This window comes from Streptomyces sp. NPDC006012 (assembly GCF_042871185.1).
In the GTDB taxonomy this organism is placed as follows: Bacteria; Actinomycetota; Actinomycetes; order Streptomycetales; family Streptomycetaceae; genus Streptomyces.
The window spans coordinates 13,949-34,370 of the sequence record NZ_JBIAIE010000013.1 but is presented as its reverse complement, the minus strand read 5'-3'; the positions used below and the strand labels follow the sequence as shown (position 1 = coordinate 34,370).

Genomic DNA, 20,422 nt, shown 5'->3' with positions numbered 1-20,422 from the left:
GTCACCTCACCACGAGGATGATCAGAACGAGTACGGCGAAGCCGGCGGCGGCCTGGGCGTAGTACTGGTGCAGCAGTCCGGTCTGCGGGTGACGCGCCAGGCGGCCCAGCCTCCGGGCGCCCGAGGCGACGGTACGGATGGCGCCGTCGACGCCGCCGTCGTCCACCCGGCCGGCGAGCCGGGCGAGCGCGAGAGCGCCCCGGGCCGCCTGCCGCACCGCGCCGTCGACGACCCGGTCGTCGAAACCGGCCAGCACCCGCGCCAGCCCCAGCACCGGCCGTACCACCGCCGCCTGCGCGGCCCGCTCCAGATACAGCCACCCCGCGGCCCACCGCACCGCGGCCCGCGGCGCGAGGGCCCGGTGCGGCAGCCGCCACCAGGCCAGGGCCGCGGCGGCGAACGCGACGCCCGCGGACAGACCCAGCTCCCACGGCGCGGGAACCGGCTCCGCCCCGGTGCCGGCCAGCCGCCTCAGCCAGGCCGCCGGACCCGGCAGAGCCAGCACCCCCGACCCGGCCGCGGCGCTGGTGAGGACGAGCAGCGGGGCGGGCGTGGTACGGGCGATGCGCCGGGTGCCGTGCCGCTCGGTGTCGTACCCGCGCGCCGCATCCGCGGGGACCGGGCGGGTCACGTACCACAGGGCCTTGACGCTGTAGAGGGCCGCGACCGCCGCCGCCGCGAGGCCCACGGCGTACAGCGCGGTGCCGTCGGCGCGGGCGGCGGCGAGCACCTCGTCCTTGGCCGCCCACAGGGACAACGGCGGCAGCCCCGCCATGGCCAGTGCGCCGACGGCGAAGCAGGTGCCCACCAGCCGGTAGCGCCGGGCGGCCCCGCGCAGGGCGGGCAGCTGCCTGGTGCCCAGCGCCGTCAGCCAGGCCCCGGCGGCGAGGAAGAGCCCCGACTTGGTGGCGGCGTGCGCGACGAGCTGAGTGGTGCCCGCGGCCACCCCACCGCTCCCGGCGGCCAGCACCATGAAACCGATCTGCGCGGACGTGGAGGCCGCGAGCAGTTGTTTGAGGTCCCGCTGGGCGACGGCGACCACCCCCATCGCGAGAGCGGTGGCCGCGCCGGTCCACGCGGTCAGCGGGCCGGCCCAGCCGGTGGCGTCCAGCAGCGGACGCAGCCGCAGCAGCAGATAGGCGCCGGCCGCGACCATGGTCGCCGAGTGCAGCAGCGCCGACACCGCGCTAGGGCCCCGCATGGCCCGCGACAGCCAGAACGAGAACGGCAGTTGCGCCGACTTGCCCAGCGCCGCGGCCACCACCCCGGCGGTCACCAGGTGCAGCCACGGCGAAGCCGTGTGCGGCAGTGCCCGAAGCGTCAGGGAACCGACGCCGCCGGCCACCGCCGCGCCGGCCGCCAGGTACAGGCCGAGGTCGGCGGCGCGGGTGGTGAGGAACGCCGTGTCCGCGGCGCGCACCCGGTCCGGCTGCCGCCACCAGTAGCCGATCAGCGCCCAACTGGTGGCGCCCATCACCTCCCAGGCCATCAACAGCAGCGGCAGCGTGGTCGCCGTGACGGTGACCAGCATGGCCCCGGCGAAGACCAGCATCAGCCCGAAGAACCGGCCCCGGTCCTCCTCGGGGCCGAACTCGCCGACGGCGAAGGCCAGGACGGCGGTCGTGACCGCGGCCACGGTGACCACCATCACCGCGGACAGGCCGTCCACCGCCAGCCCGGCCCGCACACCGGCGAACAGCGGCGCGCTCGCCGCCGGCCGGGTGACCGCGGCGGCCACGGCGAGGCCGAGCGTCAGCACGGCCACCGCCACGCCGACGGCGGGGGCCGGCCGGTCGTGGCGGGATCCGGCCGACGCGAGCAGCGTCCCGGCGCCGAGCGGAAGGGCGACCAGCAGCCACACCAGGGCGCTCATCCCTTCAGGTCCTCGGCCATGTCGGTCACGTCCACCTGCCGGGACCGGTAGATGGCCGTGGTGACGGCGAAGCCCATGGCCATCTCCACCGCCATCGCCACCACCGCCGCCACGACCACCACCTGGCCACTGCCCTGGGCGGGCGCGAGGAAGCGCCAGACGTCGGCCGCCGCGACGATGATCCCGCCGATCATCAGCTCGATCCCCATCATGATCATCACGATGGACTGCTGGGACAGCGCGCCGAACAGCCCGACGCTGAACAGGGCGGCGGCGAGGAGCAGCAGGAGTTCGAAGGTCACCGGCCCACCCCGCCGCCGGCCGGATCGTTCGCGGGCCGCCGGCCGAGGTCGTCGCCGAACCGGTCGTAGCGGCCACGGCGCATGGCCAGCACGGTGGCGCCGACCATGGTGGCCAGCAGGACGAACCCGAGGGTGACCATGGTCAGCATCTGCTCGGCCATCAGCGAACTGCCGAGTTGGAACGTGGTGTCCTGCGGGGCGACGCCCGTAGGCCCGGGCCAGGGCACCGCGAAGATCCCGGCGGCCAGCCCGGCGAAGACGACGCCGCTGATGACGAGCGCACCCCGCTTGTTGTGCAGCATCGACATCGGCATCAGGCCGGCCGGGTTCATCATGTAGGCGATCATGAACACGGCCATGATCAGCATCTCCATGACCATCATCAGCACGGTCACCGCACCCAGGTAGGGCAGACCGAGCGCGGCCGTCACACCGCCGACGCACACCAGGGCCGCGAGCAGCGAGAACGTGACCCGCGCCATCGAGTTCAGGGTGAACACCAACACGCCGAAGACCAGGGCGAGTACGCCCAGGACCGCCGGCAGGACCGTACCCGTCGCGCCCATCACGTCTCTCCTTCCGTGCCTACCGAGCAAGGTCGACCAGAGCCGGCACCAGCACCTGCACGATCGCCGCCGGAAGGAGCACCACCCACGCGAACTCCACGTACCGGTCGGCCCGGACGATCGGCAGCCGCCGCAGCACCCACACCAGCAGGGCGAGCACCAGCAGCGTCTTGACCAGCGACCACGCCCAGGCCGGCAGCCCCGGACCGGCGCCGCCGCCCAGGAACAGCGGTACGGCCATGGCGGCGCCCGAGGCCAGCCACAGCCACCGCCCGGCCTGCAACAACAGCCGGTCCGCGCCCGCCACCTCGCTCAGCACCCCGCCGGCGAGATCCCGGCCGGCCGGGTAGGCGAACGGACCAAGGAAACTGAAGGCGAGCACCCCGGCCAGATGGACGGCGAAGGCGACCGGCATCCACACCGCGTACCACAGCCCGTGCTGGGCGGCCGCGACGGCGCCCACCCGAAGGGACTGCGCCCCGGTGGCGGCCGAGATCAGCGCGAACATCAACGGCAGCTCGTAGGCCAGCCCCTGGGCCAGGAACCGATACCCGCCGATCAGCGAGAACACCGCGTTCGGGCCCCACCCGGCCAGCCACAGTCCCGCCCAGGTCAGCACTTCCATGGCGTTGAACCACACCACCCCGACCGACAGGTCGGCCACCGCCACCTCGCCGAACGGGATCACCAGGGTGGACAGCACCGCGGACACCGGCACGACGACCACACCGGTCCGCCACAGCAGCACATCCGCGGCCGGCAAACACCGCGGCTGGGCCAGCAACGCCCGCGGCACGCCGAGAAACGGCCGTACCGCGGCCCTGACGGTGACCGGCCGGCCCGCGCCCCGGGCCGTCAGTACCGCGTCGGCGGCCACCGCCAGCACGGCCAGCGCGAGCAGCATCGCGGGTGCCGTCGGCAGCGTCCACCATGCCCCCGCCTCAACCATGGACCCCTGCGTCCCGCCGTGCGGCGGCAGGCTCGTCCAGGTCCGGGTCGAGGCTGGCCACGACGAGCCGAGCCGCGGCCAGCTCCGCCCCCGTCAGCAGACCCGGCAGCAGCGCGACCAGCGCGGCCGACGGCGGGGCGTCGTCCCGCCACAGGCCGCGCGGGCTCTCGTCCGCCCCCGGCCCCAGCGGTGCCGCGTCCGCCAACCGCCCCACGTCGCGCCGGATGTCGGCGAGCCACTGCCGGTACCGGTCGGTCACGTCCCCGCCGGCCCGGGCCGCCGGCCCGCTCACCCCGGCCGCCCGCGCCTGCCCGGCGTCCAGCCGGCCGATCCCGCGGGTCAGCCAGGCCAGCGTCCGCGACCCGCCGACCCGGCGGGCGAAGCGCGTCAGCCGGGGCGCGACCGCCGCGCCGGAAGCACCCTCGAGCAGGTCGTCGCGCAGCCGCCGCGCCGCGACCGCCTCGGCGGGCCAGCCGGCCACCGACAGGAACCTGGCCACACTGTCCAGATGCGCGGCCGCCCGCCGCCGCGCCGCCTCGCCCCTCGGCACCGGCTCGCCCGCTGCGGCGCGCAGCCAGGGCTGCACCCAGAACGCCGCGCCGGTGCCGGACAGCACGGGCTCCGCCACCTCGGCTTCCTGCACGACGTCGCCCTGCATCGTCAGACGGATCGTCAGACCGGCGGGCCAGTCGGTGAGGAAAGGACCCAGGGGCACATGCAGGCGGTCGAGCGTCAGACCGTCACGGTCCTCACCCGGCTCGGCCATCGGCAGCCCGCCTGGCAGTTCGCCGGCGCCGCCACCGTGACCGTGGTGCCCCGCGCCGCCACCGTGACCGTGGTGCCCCGCGCCGCCACCGTGACCGTGGTGCCCCGCGCCGCCACCATGACCTTGGTGCCCCGCGCCGCCACCGTGCTCCCCATGACCGCCGTGGGCATCCCGGCTCCCGCCACCCGTGCCCGCTCCGGGCCCGCCGTCGCGACCTTCGTGGCGGGCGCCGTGCCCCTGGCGGCCGCCGCCGCGACCCTTGCCGCGGGCGCCGTTCGGGAGTGCTTGTCCGCCGCCCTCGTCCTCACGGGCTCCTTCGGCACCGTCCTCAAGGGCTCCTCCGTCATCGCCGTCGCCCCCCTCGGCAGGTGCGTCGAACCGCTCGCGCCAACCGGCCCGCGACCGCAGCCGGGCCTGCCCGGCCCGCAACGCGGCCTCGACGTCGTCGGCGTCGGGCGCGTGCACACGGGCGCGGGGCGCGGGCAGGTCGTGCCAGAGCCGGTCGACCGCGGCGCGCAGGGGCGGACAGTCCGGTCCCGCGACGAGCAGCAGATCCGCCTGGGCCGGAGTGTCGGCCGGCGGCCAGTCCCACAGCCGCACCAGGCGCTCGGCCGCCAGGCGCGCGGCCGTTCCGCCCGGCGCGGTGGCCAGCAGTACGTACGGCCGCGCGGCGGCTGCTCGCAGCGCAAGGCCCGTCAGGTCCATCGCAGGGCGCCCTCCCGCCAGGCATGGACGACTCCCGCCAGCAGGACCGCGAGGAAGACGAACATCTCGATCACGGCGCTGGGCCCCATGGCGGAGATCACCAGCGTCCACGGGTACATGAAGATCATTTCCATGTCGAAGGCCAAGAACAGCATCGTCACCGTGTACCAGCGCACGTGGAACCGGCTTACCGCGTGCTCGACCGGCTCCAGCCCCGACCCGAACGGCACGGCGGACACCGCGGCGGCGGACACCCGCAGCACCGTGGCCACCCCGTAGACACCCGCGACGGCCAGCGCCGCCACACCCAGCAACGACAGCGCCGCCGTGACGCCGCTCATCCCGGCCCGCCACCCGGGCGGCCTACGGCCCGGCATCCCCGGCCCGGCCAGGCCGGAAGACCGGCGGACATCGTGCGGGACGGGACCTCGCGCCGAGGGGCCATCTCCGTGCTCCTCTCCTGCTGCTGTCGGGGCCGGTCACGCATCCCTTCGGACAGGTGTGGTCAGCGGCCGAAGGAAAGGACCGAAGGAAAGGACCGGCAGAACCCCGAGGATTCAGAGGATTCCGGCTCCGCCCGCGGAAACGGGGTGCGGCACGCCGCTCGTACGCAGGTTGCCCCAGTTGCCGCCGCCGCGCGGGGCCGCAGTGCTCACCGGACGCCGAGCGGGCACCGGCGGGCCGCTCGGGAAGGCCGGATGTCGGGTACGTACGTCTGCAGCGGTGCGGTTTCCGGACGCCGAGCGGCACCGGCGGGTTGCTCGGGCCGGCCGGGTGACGTGTGCGAGCGTCTGGATCGACGCGGTCTGCGGACGGATCGAGGCCGGCGGCCCGGACTGTGAGCGCGACCGACCTGCGACGAGCGGGCGGCCGTCGCTCGACACGACCATGCCGACGGCGTTCGGCGCGTGCCCACGGCGGTGCTGCCGTGGGCCGCGGGGGAGTGACCGGCCACGGATCAGTGAGCCGTGAGGAACCGTTCGGCACCCCAGTAGTCGGAGCCGAACCGGACCGTGGTGATCCGGACCGGAGTGGCCGAATCGTAGGCCTCGATCATCTGCTGGTCCCCGATGTACATCGCCACGTGGTAGATCGAGCCGGTGCCGTTGCCGTCGGCGTAGAACAGCAGATCGCCCGGCCGCAGGTCGGCCTTGTCGACCTTCCGCCCGCCTCCGTGCAGCGCCTGGGCGTCGGCGTCCCGCGGGATGTCGACGCCGTTCGCCTCGTACACCGTGGAGGTGAAGCCGGAGCAGTCCACGCCGAAGCCGGACCGGCCTCCCCACAGATAAGGCAGGTCGAGGAACTTCTTGGCGTAGTTCACCAGGTCGGCGCCCGTCGGGTACGGGATGTCCCGCTCGCGAGAGTAGACGTCGACGTCCTTCGCGGACACCCACTTCGCACCGTCGCCCGGCGTGTCCACCAGCACCGCCTCACCGGCCCGGGCGAGTTCGGGCAGACGGGTGTTGTTGCTGAGCCGCAACGCCTTCGAGCGCAGTCCGCGGTCGTCGTACAGCCAGGCCGTCGTGGTGTGGTGAACCAGCGCGAACGGCCGTTTCGCGGCCGTCGCGGCGAAGGCCGGGTCGCTGGTCAGCTGCGCCTTGGGCACCCAACCCGGGTAGCCGAGCGAGTTCTTCGGGGAGGACTGGCCGGGCACCGCGACCTCGGCCCACGCCCCCTGTTCGGCCAGCACGTACACGGGATGCCCGTACAGCACCTGGGTCTGGGTGAGGTTCTCGCCGCTCAGCCCCCGCTTGTCGGCCTCCGTCAGGCCGGCCAGCCACTTCGTCAGGTCCACGGGATCGGTCAGCGCGGGCGCGTCCACCGGGCGCGGGCTGTCGGGGCTGGTCCACACCGTCGCGACGGACACGTCGACATACGCGGTGGGCGGCGTGCCGGTCCCGGCCGGGGTGGCGGCGGCCGGCAGGACGAACACGGTGGCCAGGGCCGCGGCCGCGGTCGCCACGGCGGCCGGCCGGCCGCCGAAGCGGAGCTTCAGTGTCATCGGGTTCCTTTCTCGGCGTGCACGGGATGGTCTTCGGCGCCGTCGGCGAGTCCGACGATGCCGAGTCCGGGGAGCGGGGACAGGTCGAGACGGGGACCGTCGTAGCCGATGCCGCCCCGCACCGGTGCGGTCGCCAGCCACCAGGCGGCGTCCAGGTCGGGAACGATCTGCGCCGGACGAGCGGTCGCAGCCAGGGCGGCGGTGGCGGCGACACCGACATGGGTCTCCAGCATCGAGCCGAACATCACGCCCACCCCGGCCGCTTCGGCCACCTCGGTCAGCCGGCGGGCCGGCCACAGGCCGCCGCACTTGGCGAGCTTGACGTTGATCAGGTCGGCGGCCCGTGCCCGTACCACGCGCAGGGCGTCCGCCGGCGACCACACGGATTCGTCGGCCATGACCGGAATCCCGACGGAGCGGGTCACCTCCGCCAGACCGTCGAGATCTCCTGCGGGCACCGGCTGCTCGACGAACTCGATGTCCAGGCCGGTGTCCTCGAAGGCCCGGATGAGCCGGATCGCCTGCTTCACGGACCAGCCCTGGTTGGCGTCGACCCGCAACCGCATGTCCGGTCCGATGGCCAAACCGATCTCGGTCAGCCGGCGCAGGTCGTCGCCGCCGTCACCGAGCTTGACCTTCAGGATCCGGAATCCCTCCGCATGCCGCTGCTTCGCCGCGATGCGCATCTCGTCGGGCGTTCCGGCGGCGAGGGTGACATCGGTGGGCACCTGGGTGGCGGTCGTCCCGAGCAGCCGGGACAGCGGCACGCCGAGCCGGCCGGCCGCCAGGTCATGGAGGGCACAGTCCAGGGCGGACTTGGCCGCCTCGTTGCCCACGACGACTGAGGCGATGTCCCGGGCCAGCGGGACCAGGTCGTCCGGGTCCCGGCCGAGCACGACCTCGCGCAACGGCCCGGACAGCGCACCCTCGGCACCGGCCAGCCCGGCGCCCGTCACCTTCCAGTTCTCGGTCGCCTCTCCCCATCCGGAACGGCCGTCCTCGTCGCGCAACTCGACCAGGGTCGCCTCGACGGTGCTCAGCCGTCGGACCGCGGTGACGAACGGGGTGTGCAAGGGCACCCGGACGCGATGCAGTCGCAGGTCAGTGATGGGCATGTGGCTCCTTGTGCGCAGTGGACGGACCGGCAGCGAGCCGGTGCCGGTCGGCGAAGCTCGCCGCGGCGACCGTGTGGACGAGCGCGCGGGCGCCGTCACCGGGCAGCCCGCTGGTGCACACGGCCAGCAGGTAGGCGGGGGCGTCCGGCGGTTCGATCAGCGCGACGTCGTGCAGCACTCCGTCCACCCAGCCGTTCTTGTTCGCCACCGCGGTGCCCGGCGGGAGCGCCGCCGGGATCTCGTCGCGGTAGCGCTGGTCCCGCAGCGGCGCGAGCAGCGACGGGTCCCCGGTGCGGATCAACTCGGCGAGCAGCGCGCCGGCCGCCGCCGCGGTGACCGTGTTGGTCAGGCCCGCCGCTATCGCGGCCCGGTCCCCGATCGGGCGTGCGATGTGCGCTCCGGCGGGGGCACAGGACACCACCGCGGGCAGGCCGACCGCTTCCAGCACCAGGTCGGTGGCGAGGTTGCTGCTGGCGGCGATCATCCGGTGGCACAGCCGGCGCAGCGACACCGTGCGGCCGAGTTCCTGCCAGGGCTCGTCGTCGTTGTCGTAGTCCCGGTCGGTGCGGTACCGGCCCGAGTGCACCGAAGCGAACTCGTCGTGCACCAGCACGTCGGCATCCAGGTCGAGGTCGCGGTGTGCCGCCCGCAGCACGGCGAGCTTGATCAGGCTGGCGGCGTAGTGCGGCGTGTCGGCGCCGTGCGCGAAGGCCGCCGCCGCACCGGGCCGCGCGCACCAGACCGACACCTCGGCAGGCAGCGTGAGCGCTGCGAGTGCGCGGGTCATTTCGGCCGGGTGAGCAGGGTCGGACGGCGGCCGGGTCTGCGGGCAGCCCAGTAGCCGGCGGCCACCCGGTCGTCACTGGTCTCCACAGGCTGCCTCCTTCACGCGATCTTGCGGCAGCCATCTTGACCGGGAAAAGGTCATAAGACAAGACCTTAAAAACTGTGTGATTGTCTCCGCTCTGGCAGGCTCGGGGTGAACGCGCTTGACGGAAGGGGGCACATGGAGCACCAGGAGCGGCCCACGGGCCGGGGCGGCGCGTCGGGCGGACTGGGACCGGTGCGGGTCGCCAGCGCCGTGGACGAGGTCGCCGACCGGCTGCTCACCGCGATAGCACTGGGCGAGTTCAGCGTGGGCGAACGGCTGCCCACCGAGCGTGAACTGGCTCTGACGCTCAAGGTCAGCCGTCCCACGGTGCGCGCCGCCATCGCGCGCCTGCGGGAGATCGGCTGCCTTGAGGTGGTCCGTGGCCGCCTGGGCGGCCACTACGTCCGGGCCGCCTGGCAGGAGGAGTCCGCGTCGGCTACCCGCCGCACGCTGCTGCCCCGCTGGGCGCAGACGACGGTGTTGTTCGACACCCGCGCGCTGATCGAGTCCCTGATCGCACGGACCGCCGCCGAACGCCGCGACCCGACGGACATCGAGGCGATCACGGCCGCGCTTCAGGCGTACGCCGCCGCCGCGGAGCCGATGCTGATCCGGCGTGCCGACGCCGCGCTGCACCACGCGATCACCAGGGCTGCGAAGAACGAGCCACTGGCCGTCTACAGCCGCCAACTGCTCCAGGACATCAACGCCGGCTTCCCGATCGAGCCCTACCGGGGCAATCTGACGCAGCGTGCGCTGCGCGATCACCGGGAGCTGGTGGACGCGATCGTCAAGGGCGATCCGGACCGGGCGGCCACCGTCGCCCGGCGCCATGTCGCGATCACCGAGCAGGCGCTGCGCGAAACGCTGGAACGCAGCGTCGACCTCGCCGAGCGGGAAGAGGGACGGGGCGGCGTGGGCGTCGCGCGGCCCGCTGCAGGGGCGGGCGGGAAACTCGTGGATAGCATCCCTGTCCATGACTCTGACGGAGCGGTGGACTTCCCGGGTTCTGCTGGTTGACGACGACGATCGCCTGCTTCTGCTGTGCGGCCGTGATCCACGCAGGCCGGGGGCGAGGTGGTGGTTCACCGTGGGCGGTGGCGTCGAGGAGGGCGAGGACTACCCCCAGGCCGCCGTGCGTGAAGTCTGGGAGGAGACGGCACTCTCCCTGGACGTCCGGCGGCTGGGGCCCGTCGTCTGGACCCGTCAGGCGATCTTCAGCATCGACGGTCAGGTCTTCGACCAGTACGAGGAGTACCGCCTCGCCAGGGTCGCCCCGGCCGAGGTGCGCGGGATGGACATCCGCACGGAGGAGGCCCGTTACGGCCATCACTGGTGGACGACAGCGGAACTGTCCCGCACCGCGGAGACCGTCCGGCCGAAGAGGATGGCGTCGTTGCTGCCCGACGTGCTGAGCACGGTGGGCCGCGGCCGGGAGCCTGTGCATCTGGGCGACTTCGACGAGGACGCCGACCCGGAATAGGACGCCGACCCGGAATAGGACGCCGACCCGGAATAGGACGCCGATCGGGAACAGGACGCCGATCCGGAACAGGGCGGCTGTGCCGCTCTCCGATGTCGTTCCGGCTGAGGGCTGAGGGCTGAGGGCTGAGGGCTGAGGGCTGAGGGCTGACGGCTTTCGGCTGCCGCGCCGACCGGTCCACCGCTTCCGGAGACGGACCGTCCCGGAGCCGCGCGGTCCCGAACGAAACGCGCGGCCCGGTTTAATGGATCAACGACGACGGCCGTTCCAGCGGCGGCGGCCAGATCGCCTACCAGGGCGCCTGGAACTCGGGTACGGGCTGCGCCGCCCAGTGCTTCTGGAGCGACGACCACTGGAGCGACCGGGCGGGCAACACCGCGACCTTCAGCTTCACGGGCACCCGGATCGCGCTGCTGTCCGTGCGGGACACCGGCAACGGCATCGCGGCGATCAGCGTCGATGGGGGCGCCGAACAACGCGTCGACTTCTACGGGTCCCCCCGGACGGGCGAGACACTCCAGTACCTCAGCCCGCGTCTGCCCAACGGCCGGCACACCCTGCGCGTCCGGGTGACCGGGGAACACAACGCGTCGTCCACCGCGTCCTTCGTGAGCGTGGACCGGGCAGATGTCTACACCGACTGAGGACGACCGGTGCGACACGCTCCCCGGGGAGGACGGCACTTGTACGACGGCGAGCGCACGGGCACCCCGGCCGGGAGCGGTCCGGGGTGCGGCGGGCCGGCGGCCGTCCCGGGTCAGTACACGCTCAGGCCGTAGGCGTTGAGTGCTTCCTGGATGGGCTGGTAGTAGCTGATGCCACCGGCGGTGCAACTGCCGGAGCCGCCGGAGAGGATGCCGATGACCTTGTCGCCCGCGTAGAGGGGCGCCCCGCTGTCACCGGGTTCGGCGCAGATGTCGGTCTGGATCAGCCCGTAGACGATCTCGCCGTTTCCGTAGTTGACGGTGGCGTTCAGCCCGGTGACCCGGCCGCAGGTGACGCCGGTCACCGCACCGCGCCGGCAGACGCTCTGGCCGACGTAGGCGGTCGCGGTGCCGGTGACGTCGACCGTGCCGATGGTGCCGGGGTGCGGTACGGACGGGTCGGCGTAGGCGACCACACCGAAGTCGTCGCCGGGGAAGCTGCTGGCCGTGGTGGGCCCGATCGCCGTGGTCAGGGCCGATGAGGTGTACCAGGTGGGCAGGCCGTCGGTGCAGTGGCCCGCGGTGACGAAGTAGTACGCGGAGCCGGCCTGCACGTTGACCCCCGCGGTGCACCGGCGGTCGGCGGAGTAGACCCCGTCGCCGCCCGAGACGAGGGGACGGAGCCGGCCGGCTGTCCGTTCGACGTCGACCGTGCCGCCGAGGCCGCGAAGCCTGGCCAGATCCGCGTCGGTGACTCCGGAATCGGCGAGGACGTGTGCCGTGCCGGTGCTCTCGTCCACGACCCACGCCGTCCCGGCGATCCCCAGGGACTCGACGGCCGAGGCCCCGGCGGCGTGCGCACCGGCAGCGGGGAGTGCGGCGGCGCCGGTGCCGGACACCGCGAAGCCACCCACGACCAACAGACTCAGTAGGAAACGCCCTACGGCGGTACGGCGTGCACGCATCACCCAAGTCCCCCTCGGGAGAAGTCGGTCAGGCAGGGGCACGAGCCGTCGCCCATTGTGCCGGGGCGCCGCGCGGCCGGATAGACCGTCTTCGGCCGTGACACCGGGTCGGGGAGAGGACGAAGGGGGCCGCCGTCAGGAGACCGGGGTGCGGCAGGCGTACGCCGGGCCCGCACCCACGCGCGGGGCCGGCGTACGCCTGCCGGCCGGGCCGCCGGTCAGCAGGCGCCCTCGTCCTGCCAGGGTCCCCACTGCGAGGCGCCGGGCACCTCGTTCTGGGTCCACCACTTGGCCTTCCAGTTGTGCTTGTCGTACGAGACCTCGTCGCCGCCCACGTAGGCGGTGGCCGAGTTCCAAGCCGGCCTGCACGCGGTGCCCGGCGGTGTGGGGGTCGGGGTGGGCGTGGTGGAGGGCGGCGTGACTCCGGCGAACTGCACCGAGTACTTCGCGAAGTCCCACGGGTTCTGCGCCACGCTGGAGCACGTCCCGGACGTATGGCCGCCGTTGTCGACCGGCGTGCACGGGCGGTCGCGGTTGAGCGACCAGAAGGTGAAGCGGTCCATATGGTGGCCGGTGGCGTAGTCCAGCACGATCTGGAAATCGGCCTGGGTGAAGTACTCGCCGGTGTCGCTGCGGCCGTTCATCCCGGAGAAGCCCTCGTGGGCGTAGGCGGTCGCCTGGTCCCAGCCGAAGGTGGACTGGAGGATCGTGTTGAAGTTGGTGAGCGCGCTGGTCTGGCTCGCGGCGCCGTTGAACCCGCCGTCGAACGGCATGATGGAGAAGTTGTTCGGCGTGAACCCCTGCGACTTGGCCTCCAGCAGCATCTGCTTGCCGAACCAGCCGGTGCCGTCGGCCGTGCCGGCCGTGGTGACGGAGACGTAGAGGCCGGGGTTGTTCTGCTGGAGGATCTTCGCCGCGCCGATCTCGTTCTTGATCGCGGCGGTGTTCTCGTACTCGGGCTCCTCCAGGTCGAAGTCGACGGCGTGCAGGCCGTACTTGGTGATGACCTGCTGGTAGGCCGCGGCGGTGGAGGCCGGGTCGGCGCAGGTCTGGCCGAGCTTGGTGCCTCCGTAGCCGCCGATGGAGACGGAGACGTCGCCGCCCTTGGCCCGGATCGTGTCGATCACCGACTGCACCGCGGTGTCCGAGGACACGGCGGCGGTGCCGCCCCAAGTGGGCGAGCAGCCGCCACCGTTGGGGGCGAGCACGAACGCGAGCTGGAAGGACTTCAGGCCGGTGGCGTCCATGATGGCCGTGGCGACCGGCGGGTCGTTGTCGAGCGGCATCAGATAGGGGGCGGCGGCGTACCAGCGGTCGCTCAGCGTGGCTGTCGCGCCCGAGGCGTGGCCTGCGACGAGCGCGGTCGAGCCCGCCGCGGCGAGTCCGACGGCGGCCGCCGCTCCCAGACATGCGTGAAGACGTCTCACTGCTGCCTCCAAGGGGGTGGGGGGAGTCGCCCCAGCCTCAGCGCGGTGTTGCGTCCACGTCAACAATTTGGACTAGACCAAAGCCCTCTTTGGACTAGACCATACCCCTGCTTTACCGTCGCGGGACGCGCTCGCCCCCGGTGCGCCGGGAATGGGGCCGCAGGTGTCGTTGTTGTGACCGACGTGGCAAGGCGGCTGGCATGGACGGAACAACGTCGGCGGCCGCCCGTGGAAAGGAGGCCGCATGGCGCGCAGCACCGTGCGTCCCGTCGTGACGCTGAAATCGACGGCGGGTACCGGCGTCACCTATGTGACCCGCAAGAACCGTCTCAACGACCCCGACCGGCTGGTCCTGCGCAAGTACGACCCGGTGGCGGGGGAGCACGTCCCGTTCCGCGAAACCCGCTGAGCGGTGACCGGGCGGAACAGAAGGAGAATACGGCCATGAAGGTCAGGAAGTCCCTGCGGTCCCTGAAGTCCCAGCCGGGTTCGCAGGTGGTACGGCGACGGGGCGTGACCTACGTCATCAACAAGAAGAACCCGCGGCTCAAGGCCCGTCAGGGCTGACGCACGCACGCAGAACCGGTCGGCCCCTCCTGCCGCTGTCGCCGCAGGAGGGGCCGACGCGTGCGCACGCCGTCGCGGCCCGCGCCCGCGCAGTGATCAGAGCGCGGCGCAGGCGTCGCCGATCGCCTCGTCCAGGATCGCCAGACCGAGCGAGAGTTCCTCCTCGGTGGCGGTCAGCGGCGGTGCGATCCGGAAGACCCCGCCCATGCCGGGGAGCTGCACGATGTTCATGTGCAGGCCCAGTTCCAGGCAGCGCCGGGTGATGCGGGCGCCCAGCTCGTCCGAACTCCGCCCCGTCCCGCTGTCCACGGCGAGTTCGAGCCCGGCCAGCAGACCGCGGCCGCGGATGTCGCCGACGACCGAGTGGCGCCGCGCGATGGCCCACAGGCCGTCGTGGAGTAGCCCGCCGAGCGACCGTGCGCGCTCGTCGAGCCGGTCGGCGGTCAGGACGTCGAGGACGGTGTTGCCGACCGCCGCCACCAGCGGGTCGGAGACGTGCGTGGTGAAGAAGAGGAAACCCCGCTCGTGTGCCTCGTGCTCGATCTCCGGACTGGTCACCACGGCCGCGAGGGGCAGACCGGCGCCGAGCGTCTTGGACAGGGTGAGGATGTCGGGGACCACACCGTCGCGCTCGAACGCGTACCAGGTCCCGGTGCGGCACAGACCGGTCTGGGCCTCGTCGAGGATCAGCAGCATGCCGCGCTCCCGGCACTTGGCCTGCAAGGCGGCGAGATACCCGGCCGGCGGCTCGATGACGCCGCCGGAACTCAGGATCGGCTCCACGATGCAGGCGGCCAGGCTGCCGGTCGACTGGGCGTCGATCAGGTCGAAGGCGAAGTCCAGCTGGCGGCGCCAGTCCAGCGAACCGTCGGCCGTGGTGAAGTCGGGCCGGTAGGCGTTCGGCACCGGGATGGCGAAGTTGCCGGGGGCACCCGGGCCGTAGCCCTTGCGGCCGGCGCTGTACGTGGCGGACGCCGCCGCCTGCGTCATGCCGTGCCAGGACCGGGCGAACGAGACGATCTCGTGCTTGCCGGTGACGAGCTTGGCCATCCGGATGGCGGCCTCGTTCGACTCCGCCCCGGTCGTCAGGAGCAGCACCTTCTGAAGCGGCTCGGGCAGGCTGTCGGCCAGGCGGCGGGCCAGGTTCACCACCGGACGGCTGAGCATGCCGCTGTAGAGGTGGTCGAGCGTCGCGACCTGCCGCTGGACGGTCTCGACGATCGCCGGGTGCGCGTGCCCGAGGATCGCGCTCATCTGGCCCGAGGTGAAGTCGAGGATCTTCCGGCCGTCCGCGGTGTACAGGAAACTGCCGGCGGCCCGGTCGATGATCGCGGGGCTGAAACCGCCGCCGTAGCGGACGAGGTGCCGGTCGGCACAGGCCCAGAAATCCTCGGCGAACGGCGGGTCGGTCCGCACGGCGGTCAGGTCCTTCGGAGCAGCCATGCGGCGACGGTACGACGCGTTCGAGCGACACGTCCATCTCATATTTCTGGCTTTCCTGTTCGGTGGAACCGCACAAGAATGAGGGTGTGATGAATCCCTGGAGGCTGCGGCTGCTGAGCCAGCTGGATGCGCTGGGCACCGTCCGGGCGGTCGCCCAGGCCGCCAACCTGAGCCCGTCGAGCGTGTCCCAGCAGCTCGCCGTGCTGGAGGCCGAGACCCGTACCCGGCTGCTGGAGCGCACCGGACGCCGGGTCCGGCTGACGTCGGCCGGACTGATCCTCGCGCGGCGGGCGCGGGCGATCCTCGACCACATGGACAGCGTCGAGGCGGAGCTGCGCGGATTCGGTGAGGAGCCGTCCGGGCTGGTGCGGCTCGGCGCGTTCCAGAGCGCGATCCACACCCTGGCCGTCCCGGTGGTCTCCCGGCTGGCGCAACGGCATCCGCACCTCGACGTCGAACTGCTCGAACTGGAACCGCACGAGAGCCTGCTCGCGCTGCGCAGCGGCGAAGCGGATGTCGTCGTCACGACCACGGACTTCGACGAGCTGCCGCTCGGGCCCGACCTCGACCTCGTGCAACTGGCCACGGACCCGGTCCTGCTGGTGGTGCCCGAGGGGCATCCCGTGGCCGGACGCGGCCCCGTGGATCTCGCGGCCTGCGCGAACGAGCCGTGGGCGTTCGACATGCCGCAGTCGTACATGGCCGGTCTCGCGCTGCGGCTGTGCCGGCAGGCAGGGTTCGAGCCGCGCGTGGTGTGCCGGTTCAGCAACTACCTGATGACGCTCCAGCACGTCGAGGCCGGGCTGTCGATCGCCCTGCTGCCCGGTCTCGCGGTCGACCCCAGGTACCGGGTCACCACGAGGGAACTCGCCACACCCGTGACCCGCACGATCACGGCGGCGACCCGCCGCGGCTCACCGCCTCGCGCGGAGGTGCACGCCGTGCTGGACGCACTGCGCCACCATCCGGCGCCACCGCTCCCGGGCCATGAGTGACCGGGAGGGTCACCCGCCCTGCTGAGCCCTGTGCCGCCCGGCGGACCTCATGGGCGTCCCCCGTTTCCGCAGGCGTCCGGCACCTCGTGCGCGACACCTGGACAAGCCGCAGGAGGCGTGTTGTCATGCCAACTGCGCCTGTTTCCAACGTTGTACAAGGTTCTCAAGGCCCGGGTGGACCCGCCCCCTCACCGTCTCTGGAGCCGACGTGCACCCCTCGTCCTCTCCTCGCGGACACCGCGCCCCGACCAGACGCCGCTTCCTGACCAGTACCGCACTCGCGCTCAGCGCCACCGCACCGGCCGGCCGCCTCGGACCCGCCGCCGTGGCCCAGGGCCGGGGCGCCGCGCTCGCTCCGGTCGCCTTCACCCGGCTCGCGCCCGGCAGCATCACCGCACGTGGCTGGCTGGCCGGGCAACTGAAGCTCCAGCTCGACGGGTTGTGCGGCCGCTACGAAGGCCGCTCGCACTTCCTGGACTTCGACGCCACCGGCTGGGTGCACCCGGACAACGACGGCTGGGAGGAGGTGCCCTACTGGCTGCGCGGCTACGTGCCGCTCGCCGTCGCCACCCGTGACCCGTCCGCCCTGGACACCGTCCGCCGCTGGCTCGACGCGGTCCTCGCCACCCAGCAGAGCGACGGCTTCTTCGGCCCGCGCAAGCTGCGCACCTCCCTGGTCGGCGGCCCCGACTTCTGGCCCTTCCTGCCCCTGCTGATGGCGCTGCGCACCTGGGAGGAGTACTCCGGCGACCAGCGGGTGATCCCGTTCCTCACCCGCTTCATGGCCTTCATGAAGGCCCAGGGCGAGGACGCGTTCAAACACAGCTGGGTCTCCTACCGGTGGGGCGACGGACTGGACATCGCCCTGTGGCTGTACGACCGCACCGGCGACGCCTTCCTGCTCGACCTGGCCGACAGGATGCACACCCACGGCGCCGACCGGACCGACAACATTCCGACGCCGCACAACGTCAACATCGCCCAGGGCTTCCGCGAGCCCGCCCAGTACGCCCGGCGCGCGGGCTCGGCCGACCTGACCCGGGCCGCCGGCTCCGCACCTACGACGCGGTGCTCGGCAGCTACGGCCAGTTCCCCGGCGGCGGCTTCGCGGGCGACGAGAACTACCGGCCCGGCTTCGGTGACTCCCGGCAGGGCTTCGAGACGTGCGGCATCGTCGAGTTCATGGCCAGCCACGAACTCCTCACCCGTCTCACCGGCGACCCGGTGTGGGCGGACCGCTGCGAGGACCTGGCCTTCAACATGCTGCCCGCGGCCCTCGACCCGCAGGGCAGGGCCATCCACTACGTCACCAGCGCCAACAGCATCGACCTCGACAACAGGGTGAAGTCCGAGGGCCAGTTCCAGAACGGCTTCGCCATGCAGTCCTTCCAGCCCGGCGTCGACCAGTACCGCTGCTGCCCGCACAACTACGGCATGGGCTGGCCGTACTTCAACGAGGAGCTGTGGCTCGGCACCCCCGACGGCGGCCTGGCCGCCGCCATGTACGCCGCCTGCCAGGTCACGACGACCGTGGCGGACGGCGTGCCGGTCACCATCACCGAGGACACCGACTACCCGTTCGACGAGACGGTCAAGCTGACGGTCTCACCGTCACGGCAGGTCTCCTTCCCGCTCCAGCTGCGCGTCCCCGGCTGGTGCACGAACCCGCGCGTCACGGTCAACGGCCGTGCGGTGACGGCACGGCCGGGTCCCGCGTTCGTACGGATCGAGCGCACCTGGTCGGCTGGCGACATCGTGGTCGTGCGCCTGCCCCAGCGCACCACGCTGCGCACCTGGCAGGCCCAGCACGGGGCGGTCGGCGTCGGCCACGGACCGCTCACCTACTCCGTCCGGATCGGCGAGGAGTACGTCCGCTGCGCCGGCACCGACGCCTTCCCCGAGTACGAGGTGCACGCCACCACGCCCTGGAACTACGGTCTCGTCGCCGGTACCACACCCGAGTTCACCCGCAAGGGAGGACCGCTGACGGCCAACCCCTTCACCCACGAGGGCACCCCGGTGCGCATGACCGCGAAGGCCCGCCGCATCCCCGAGTGGATCGGTGACGACGAGCAGGTCGTCACCCCGCTGCAGCAGAGTCCCGCCCGCAGCGCCGCACCCACGGAGAACGTCACCCTCGTCCCGATGGGCGCCGCCAGACTGCGCATCACCGCCATCCCGACCAGCTCGCCCGACGGCCACCCCTGGACTCCGGAGCCGGCCTTCCGGCGGGTGCAGAACAAGCACAGCGGCAAGGTCCTGGGCGTGGACGGCATGGCGACGGCGAACAGCGCCCAGGTGGTGCAGTTCGACGACAACGGCACCGACGACCACCTCTGGAGGCTTCTGTGAACCGAGGGCCGCTGCGCCGGTGGACCACCGCCGCGGCGGCCCTCGGACTGCCGGCGACCGCGGTGGTCCGGCCCGGCCGGACCGCCGCCGGACCACCGGAGCGTCCGGTCCCCACCGCCTGCACGGCGTGCGTACTCCGGTCACCCCGACGTACCGGTGACGCCGCCCGGCGTCCGGGAGCTCTGACGGACCGGCGCCCCGAGCCGTGCGCGGGGCACCGGCACCGGTGGGGGAGGTGCCGGCCGGCCACGACAGCCTGGTCACCGCGCCCGCCGGCCGCAGCCTCTCCTGCTCGCGGCCCCGCTGGCCCGTCCACCGGCGCGTCCCTTCGGCCCCCGTTCGGACGATCCGCACGACGGCGCGGAACCGATGGTCCGAATGGCCCGCCCGCCAGCGCGCCGCCTGGACCCGGCAGGGACTCTTCGGACGTACTGGCGAGAACGGCCCGTACCGGCTGGAGGATTCCGTTGAGAGACCCGCGCCCCACGACCGCCCCGGTCGCCGCCGACGCTCCGCGTGCCGCGGCGGACCATGGCCGTTCCGGTGGCGGCAGGACGACGACCGGTGGGAGCCCGCGGCCCGCACCGGCGGCCCGCGCGACCACCCGCGGGGGCGGCTGACCCCGTGGACGGCCTCGCTCACCGCGCCCGCCACCGACGGCTCCACGACGTCCTGTGGCTGCTCCTGCCCGTGGCGGTGGTGGCCGGCCTGGTGTGGTTCGGGCGGGTGCACACCCCCGACTACGGGACCGGCCTCTTCGGGCAGTACGGCAACGACGCCAAGCGGCTGAAGGCACAGCTCGGCTCCGCCCTCCTGTGCCTGGCGCTGATCCAGGTGTTCCTCGCCCTGTGGATGTACGGCCGGCTGCCCGCACTGCGCGCCGCACCGCACCGGATCCACACCACGCACCGCATCATCGGCGTGCTCGCCTTCCTCGTCTCCCTCCCCGTCGCCCGGCACTGCATCACCGCCTACGGCGTCCAGCTGACCAACCCCCGCCGGGCACTGCACGCGCTCGCCGGCTGCTTCCTGTACGGGGCCTTCGTCGCCAAGGTCGTCGTGGTCCGCCACCGTCGCTGGCCGGGCTGGGCCCTTCCCCTGGCCGGCGGCGTCCTCGTCACCGTGATCGCCCTGGTCTGGTACTCGGCCGCCCTGTGGTACCTGAACGGCTCTCACTCACCCGGACTGTGAGCGGACGGTGGGCCGGCTCCCGCCGGGGAGGACCGGACCGCCCCGCGCCCGGGGCCGAGGGGTCCGTCCGGCCGAAGCCGGCCCGGGTGCCGTGGTGCTCGTGCGCCGTATCGAGGCGACGTTGCGGCAGACCGTGCGGGGCGGCCTCCCGGGCGCGGACCCGCATCTCCGGCCCGGGGGCGTCGCGTCGGACGGTCAGCCCGACC

At 72.9% G+C, this 20,422-nt stretch carries 18 protein-coding genes and 2 pseudogenes; 8 read left to right on the top strand and 12 right to left on the bottom strand.

From position 1 onward, the window contains the following. Position 1: 1 nt before the first annotated feature. From ACFYPJ_RS22355 to ACFYPJ_RS22315, 9 genes are all read right to left on the bottom strand, one after another. Entirely contained in the window at positions 2–1,873 is a 1,872-nt protein-coding gene (locus ACFYPJ_RS22355; RefSeq protein WP_389019808.1) for an NADH-quinone oxidoreductase subunit L, read from the bottom strand. Continuing rightward, entirely contained in the window at positions 1,870–2,175 is a 306-nt protein-coding gene (locus ACFYPJ_RS22350; protein WP_389019806.1) for an NADH-quinone oxidoreductase subunit NuoK, read from the bottom strand. The genes ACFYPJ_RS22355 and ACFYPJ_RS22350 overlap by 4 nt, the downstream gene beginning before the upstream one ends. Then, complete coding sequence (locus ACFYPJ_RS22345; protein WP_389019803.1) at positions 2,172–2,741, bottom strand: NADH-quinone oxidoreductase subunit J; 570 nt, start codon at positions 2,739–2,741, stop codon at positions 2,172–2,174. Before ACFYPJ_RS22345 ends, ACFYPJ_RS22350 begins: the two co-directional genes overlap by 4 nt. Positions 2,742–2,760: 19 nt before the next feature. Further along, positions 2,761–3,690 (bottom strand): NADH-quinone oxidoreductase subunit H, encoded by a 930-nt coding sequence (locus tag ACFYPJ_RS22340; protein ID WP_389019800.1) that lies wholly within the window; start codon positions 3,688–3,690, stop codon positions 2,761–2,763. Further along, a complete protein-coding gene (locus ACFYPJ_RS22335; protein WP_389019797.1) occupies positions 3,683–5,161 on the bottom strand; it encodes a hypothetical protein in 1,479 nt (492 codons plus the stop codon). The genes ACFYPJ_RS22340 and ACFYPJ_RS22335 overlap by 8 nt, the downstream gene beginning before the upstream one ends. Next, positions 5,152–5,502: an NADH-quinone oxidoreductase subunit A gene (locus tag ACFYPJ_RS22330; RefSeq protein WP_389019794.1), complete on the bottom strand. Its 351-nt coding sequence runs from the start codon at positions 5,500–5,502 to the stop codon at positions 5,152–5,154. The genes ACFYPJ_RS22335 and ACFYPJ_RS22330 overlap by 10 nt, the downstream gene beginning before the upstream one ends. A gap of 617 nt (positions 5,503–6,119) precedes the next feature. Beyond that, positions 6,120–7,163, bottom strand: a complete 1,044-nt coding sequence (locus ACFYPJ_RS22325) for an NlpC/P60 family protein (RefSeq protein ID WP_389019792.1) — start codon at positions 7,161–7,163, stop codon at positions 6,120–6,122. Next, on the bottom strand, positions 7,160–8,278 hold the full coding sequence (locus ACFYPJ_RS22320; RefSeq protein WP_389019790.1) for a mandelate racemase/muconate lactonizing enzyme family protein: 1,119 nt from the start codon (positions 8,276–8,278) through the stop codon (positions 7,160–7,162). Before ACFYPJ_RS22320 ends, ACFYPJ_RS22325 begins: the two co-directional genes overlap by 4 nt. Beyond that, the gene (locus tag ACFYPJ_RS22315; RefSeq protein WP_389019788.1) at positions 8,265–9,065 is read right to left on the bottom strand and encodes a serine hydrolase; all 801 of its coding nucleotides are present in this window, start codon (positions 9,063–9,065) and stop codon (positions 8,265–8,267) included. Before ACFYPJ_RS22315 ends, ACFYPJ_RS22320 begins: the two co-directional genes overlap by 14 nt. Positions 9,066–9,284: 219 nt before the next feature. On the opposite strand from ACFYPJ_RS22315, the gene ACFYPJ_RS22310 reads away from it, so the two are divergent. The 3 genes and pseudogenes from ACFYPJ_RS22310 to ACFYPJ_RS22300 form a co-directional block, all read left to right on the top strand. Next, positions 9,285–10,169 (top strand): FadR/GntR family transcriptional regulator, encoded by an 885-nt coding sequence (locus ACFYPJ_RS22310; protein ID WP_389019786.1) that lies wholly within the window; start codon positions 9,285–9,287, stop codon positions 10,167–10,169. Next, a complete protein-coding gene (locus ACFYPJ_RS22305; RefSeq protein WP_389019783.1) occupies positions 10,126–10,632 on the top strand; it encodes an NUDIX hydrolase in 507 nt (168 codons plus the stop codon). The genes ACFYPJ_RS22310 and ACFYPJ_RS22305 overlap by 44 nt, the downstream gene beginning before the upstream one ends. 245 nt (positions 10,633–10,877) lie before the next feature. Then, positions 10,878–11,276, top strand: a pseudogene (locus tag ACFYPJ_RS22300) (hydrolase); the annotation flags it as partial. 113 nt (positions 11,277–11,389) lie between these two features. Here ACFYPJ_RS22300 and ACFYPJ_RS22295 read toward each other — a convergent pair. Then, on the bottom strand, positions 11,390–12,241 hold the full coding sequence (locus ACFYPJ_RS22295; RefSeq protein ID WP_389019781.1) for a S1 family peptidase: 852 nt from the start codon (positions 12,239–12,241) through the stop codon (positions 11,390–11,392). A gap of 218 nt (positions 12,242–12,459) precedes the next feature. After that, a complete protein-coding gene (locus ACFYPJ_RS22290; protein WP_389019778.1) occupies positions 12,460–13,668 on the bottom strand; it encodes a carbohydrate-binding protein in 1,209 nt (402 codons plus the stop codon). A gap of 244 nt (positions 13,669–13,912) precedes the next feature. On the opposite strand from ACFYPJ_RS22290, the gene rpmG reads away from it, so the two are divergent. Further along, positions 13,913–14,077, top strand: coding sequence for a 50S ribosomal protein L33 (gene rpmG, locus ACFYPJ_RS22285; protein WP_389019776.1), 165 nt, complete (start codon positions 13,913–13,915; stop codon positions 14,075–14,077). Between the two features lie 35 nt (positions 14,078–14,112). Continuing rightward, the gene (gene ykgO / locus ACFYPJ_RS22280; RefSeq protein WP_389019773.1) at positions 14,113–14,235 is read left to right on the top strand and encodes a type B 50S ribosomal protein L36; all 123 of its coding nucleotides are present in this window, start codon (positions 14,113–14,115) and stop codon (positions 14,233–14,235) included. A gap of 96 nt (positions 14,236–14,331) precedes the next feature. Here the strand turns inward: ykgO and ACFYPJ_RS22275 are convergent, their stop codons facing one another. Further along, the gene (locus ACFYPJ_RS22275; RefSeq protein WP_389019770.1) at positions 14,332–15,678 is read right to left on the bottom strand and encodes an aspartate aminotransferase family protein; all 1,347 of its coding nucleotides are present in this window, start codon (positions 15,676–15,678) and stop codon (positions 14,332–14,334) included. Between the two features lie 89 nt (positions 15,679–15,767). Between ACFYPJ_RS22275 and ACFYPJ_RS22270 the strand changes: the two genes are divergently transcribed. The 3 genes and pseudogenes from ACFYPJ_RS22270 to ACFYPJ_RS22260 all read left to right on the top strand — a co-directional run bounded on the left by ACFYPJ_RS22270 (position 15,768) and on the right by ACFYPJ_RS22260 (position 20,216). Continuing rightward, positions 15,768–16,673, top strand: a complete 906-nt coding sequence (locus ACFYPJ_RS22270; RefSeq protein ID WP_389019767.1) for a LysR substrate-binding domain-containing protein — start codon at positions 15,768–15,770, stop codon at positions 16,671–16,673. A gap of 208 nt (positions 16,674–16,881) precedes the next feature. Beyond that, positions 16,882–19,022: pseudogene (locus ACFYPJ_RS22265) on the top strand (beta-L-arabinofuranosidase domain-containing protein); the annotation flags it as partial. A 627-nt stretch (positions 19,023–19,649) separates the two neighbouring features. Further along, positions 19,650–20,216 carry a DUF6529 family protein gene (locus ACFYPJ_RS22260; protein ID WP_389019764.1) on the top strand — a complete coding sequence of 189 codons (567 nt, stop codon included), beginning with the start codon at positions 19,650–19,652 and terminating at the stop codon, positions 20,214–20,216. Positions 20,217–20,422: the final 206 nt, after the last annotated feature.

What these genes read in the sequence shown, in the direction of transcription:
- ACFYPJ_RS22355 (WP_389019808.1), bottom strand. Translation starts at nt 1,873, where the DNA reads ATGAGCGCCCTGGTGTGGCTGCTGGTCGCCCTTCCGCTCGGCGCCGGG.
- ACFYPJ_RS22345 (WP_389019803.1), bottom strand. Translation starts at nt 2,741, where the DNA reads ATGGGCGCGACGGGTACGGTCCTGCCGGCGGTCCTGGGCGTACTCGCC.
- ACFYPJ_RS22340 (WP_389019800.1), bottom strand. Translation starts at nt 3,690, where the DNA reads ATGGTTGAGGCGGGGGCATGGTGGACGCTGCCGACGGCACCCGCGATG.
- ACFYPJ_RS22335 (WP_389019797.1), bottom strand. Translation starts at nt 5,161, where the DNA reads ATGGACCTGACGGGCCTTGCGCTGCGAGCAGCCGCCGCGCGGCCGTAC.
- ACFYPJ_RS22330 (WP_389019794.1), bottom strand. Translation starts at nt 5,502, where the DNA reads ATGAGCGGCGTCACGGCGGCGCTGTCGTTGCTGGGTGTGGCGGCGCTG.
- ACFYPJ_RS22325 (WP_389019792.1), bottom strand. Translation starts at nt 7,163, where the DNA reads ATGACACTGAAGCTCCGCTTCGGCGGCCGGCCGGCCGCCGTGGCGACC.
- ACFYPJ_RS22320 (WP_389019790.1), bottom strand. Translation starts at nt 8,278, where the DNA reads ATGCCCATCACTGACCTGCGACTGCATCGCGTCCGGGTGCCCTTGCAC.
- ACFYPJ_RS22315 (WP_389019788.1), bottom strand. Translation starts at nt 9,065, where the DNA reads ATGACCCGCGCACTCGCAGCGCTCACGCTGCCTGCCGAGGTGTCGGTC.
- ACFYPJ_RS22310 (WP_389019786.1), top strand. Translation starts at nt 9,285, where the DNA reads ATGGAGCACCAGGAGCGGCCCACGGGCCGGGGCGGCGCGTCGGGCGGA.
- ACFYPJ_RS22305 (WP_389019783.1), top strand. Translation starts at nt 10,126, where the DNA reads ATGACTCTGACGGAGCGGTGGACTTCCCGGGTTCTGCTGGTTGACGAC.
- ACFYPJ_RS22295 (WP_389019781.1), bottom strand. Translation starts at nt 12,241, where the DNA reads ATGCGTGCACGCCGTACCGCCGTAGGGCGTTTCCTACTGAGTCTGTTG.
- rpmG (WP_389019776.1), top strand. Translation starts at nt 13,913, where the DNA reads ATGGCGCGCAGCACCGTGCGTCCCGTCGTGACGCTGAAATCGACGGCG.
- ykgO (WP_389019773.1), top strand. Translation starts at nt 14,113, where the DNA reads ATGAAGGTCAGGAAGTCCCTGCGGTCCCTGAAGTCCCAGCCGGGTTCG.
- ACFYPJ_RS22275 (WP_389019770.1), bottom strand. Translation starts at nt 15,678, where the DNA reads ATGGCTGCTCCGAAGGACCTGACCGCCGTGCGGACCGACCCGCCGTTC.
- ACFYPJ_RS22270 (WP_389019767.1), top strand. Translation starts at nt 15,768, where the DNA reads ATGAATCCCTGGAGGCTGCGGCTGCTGAGCCAGCTGGATGCGCTGGGC.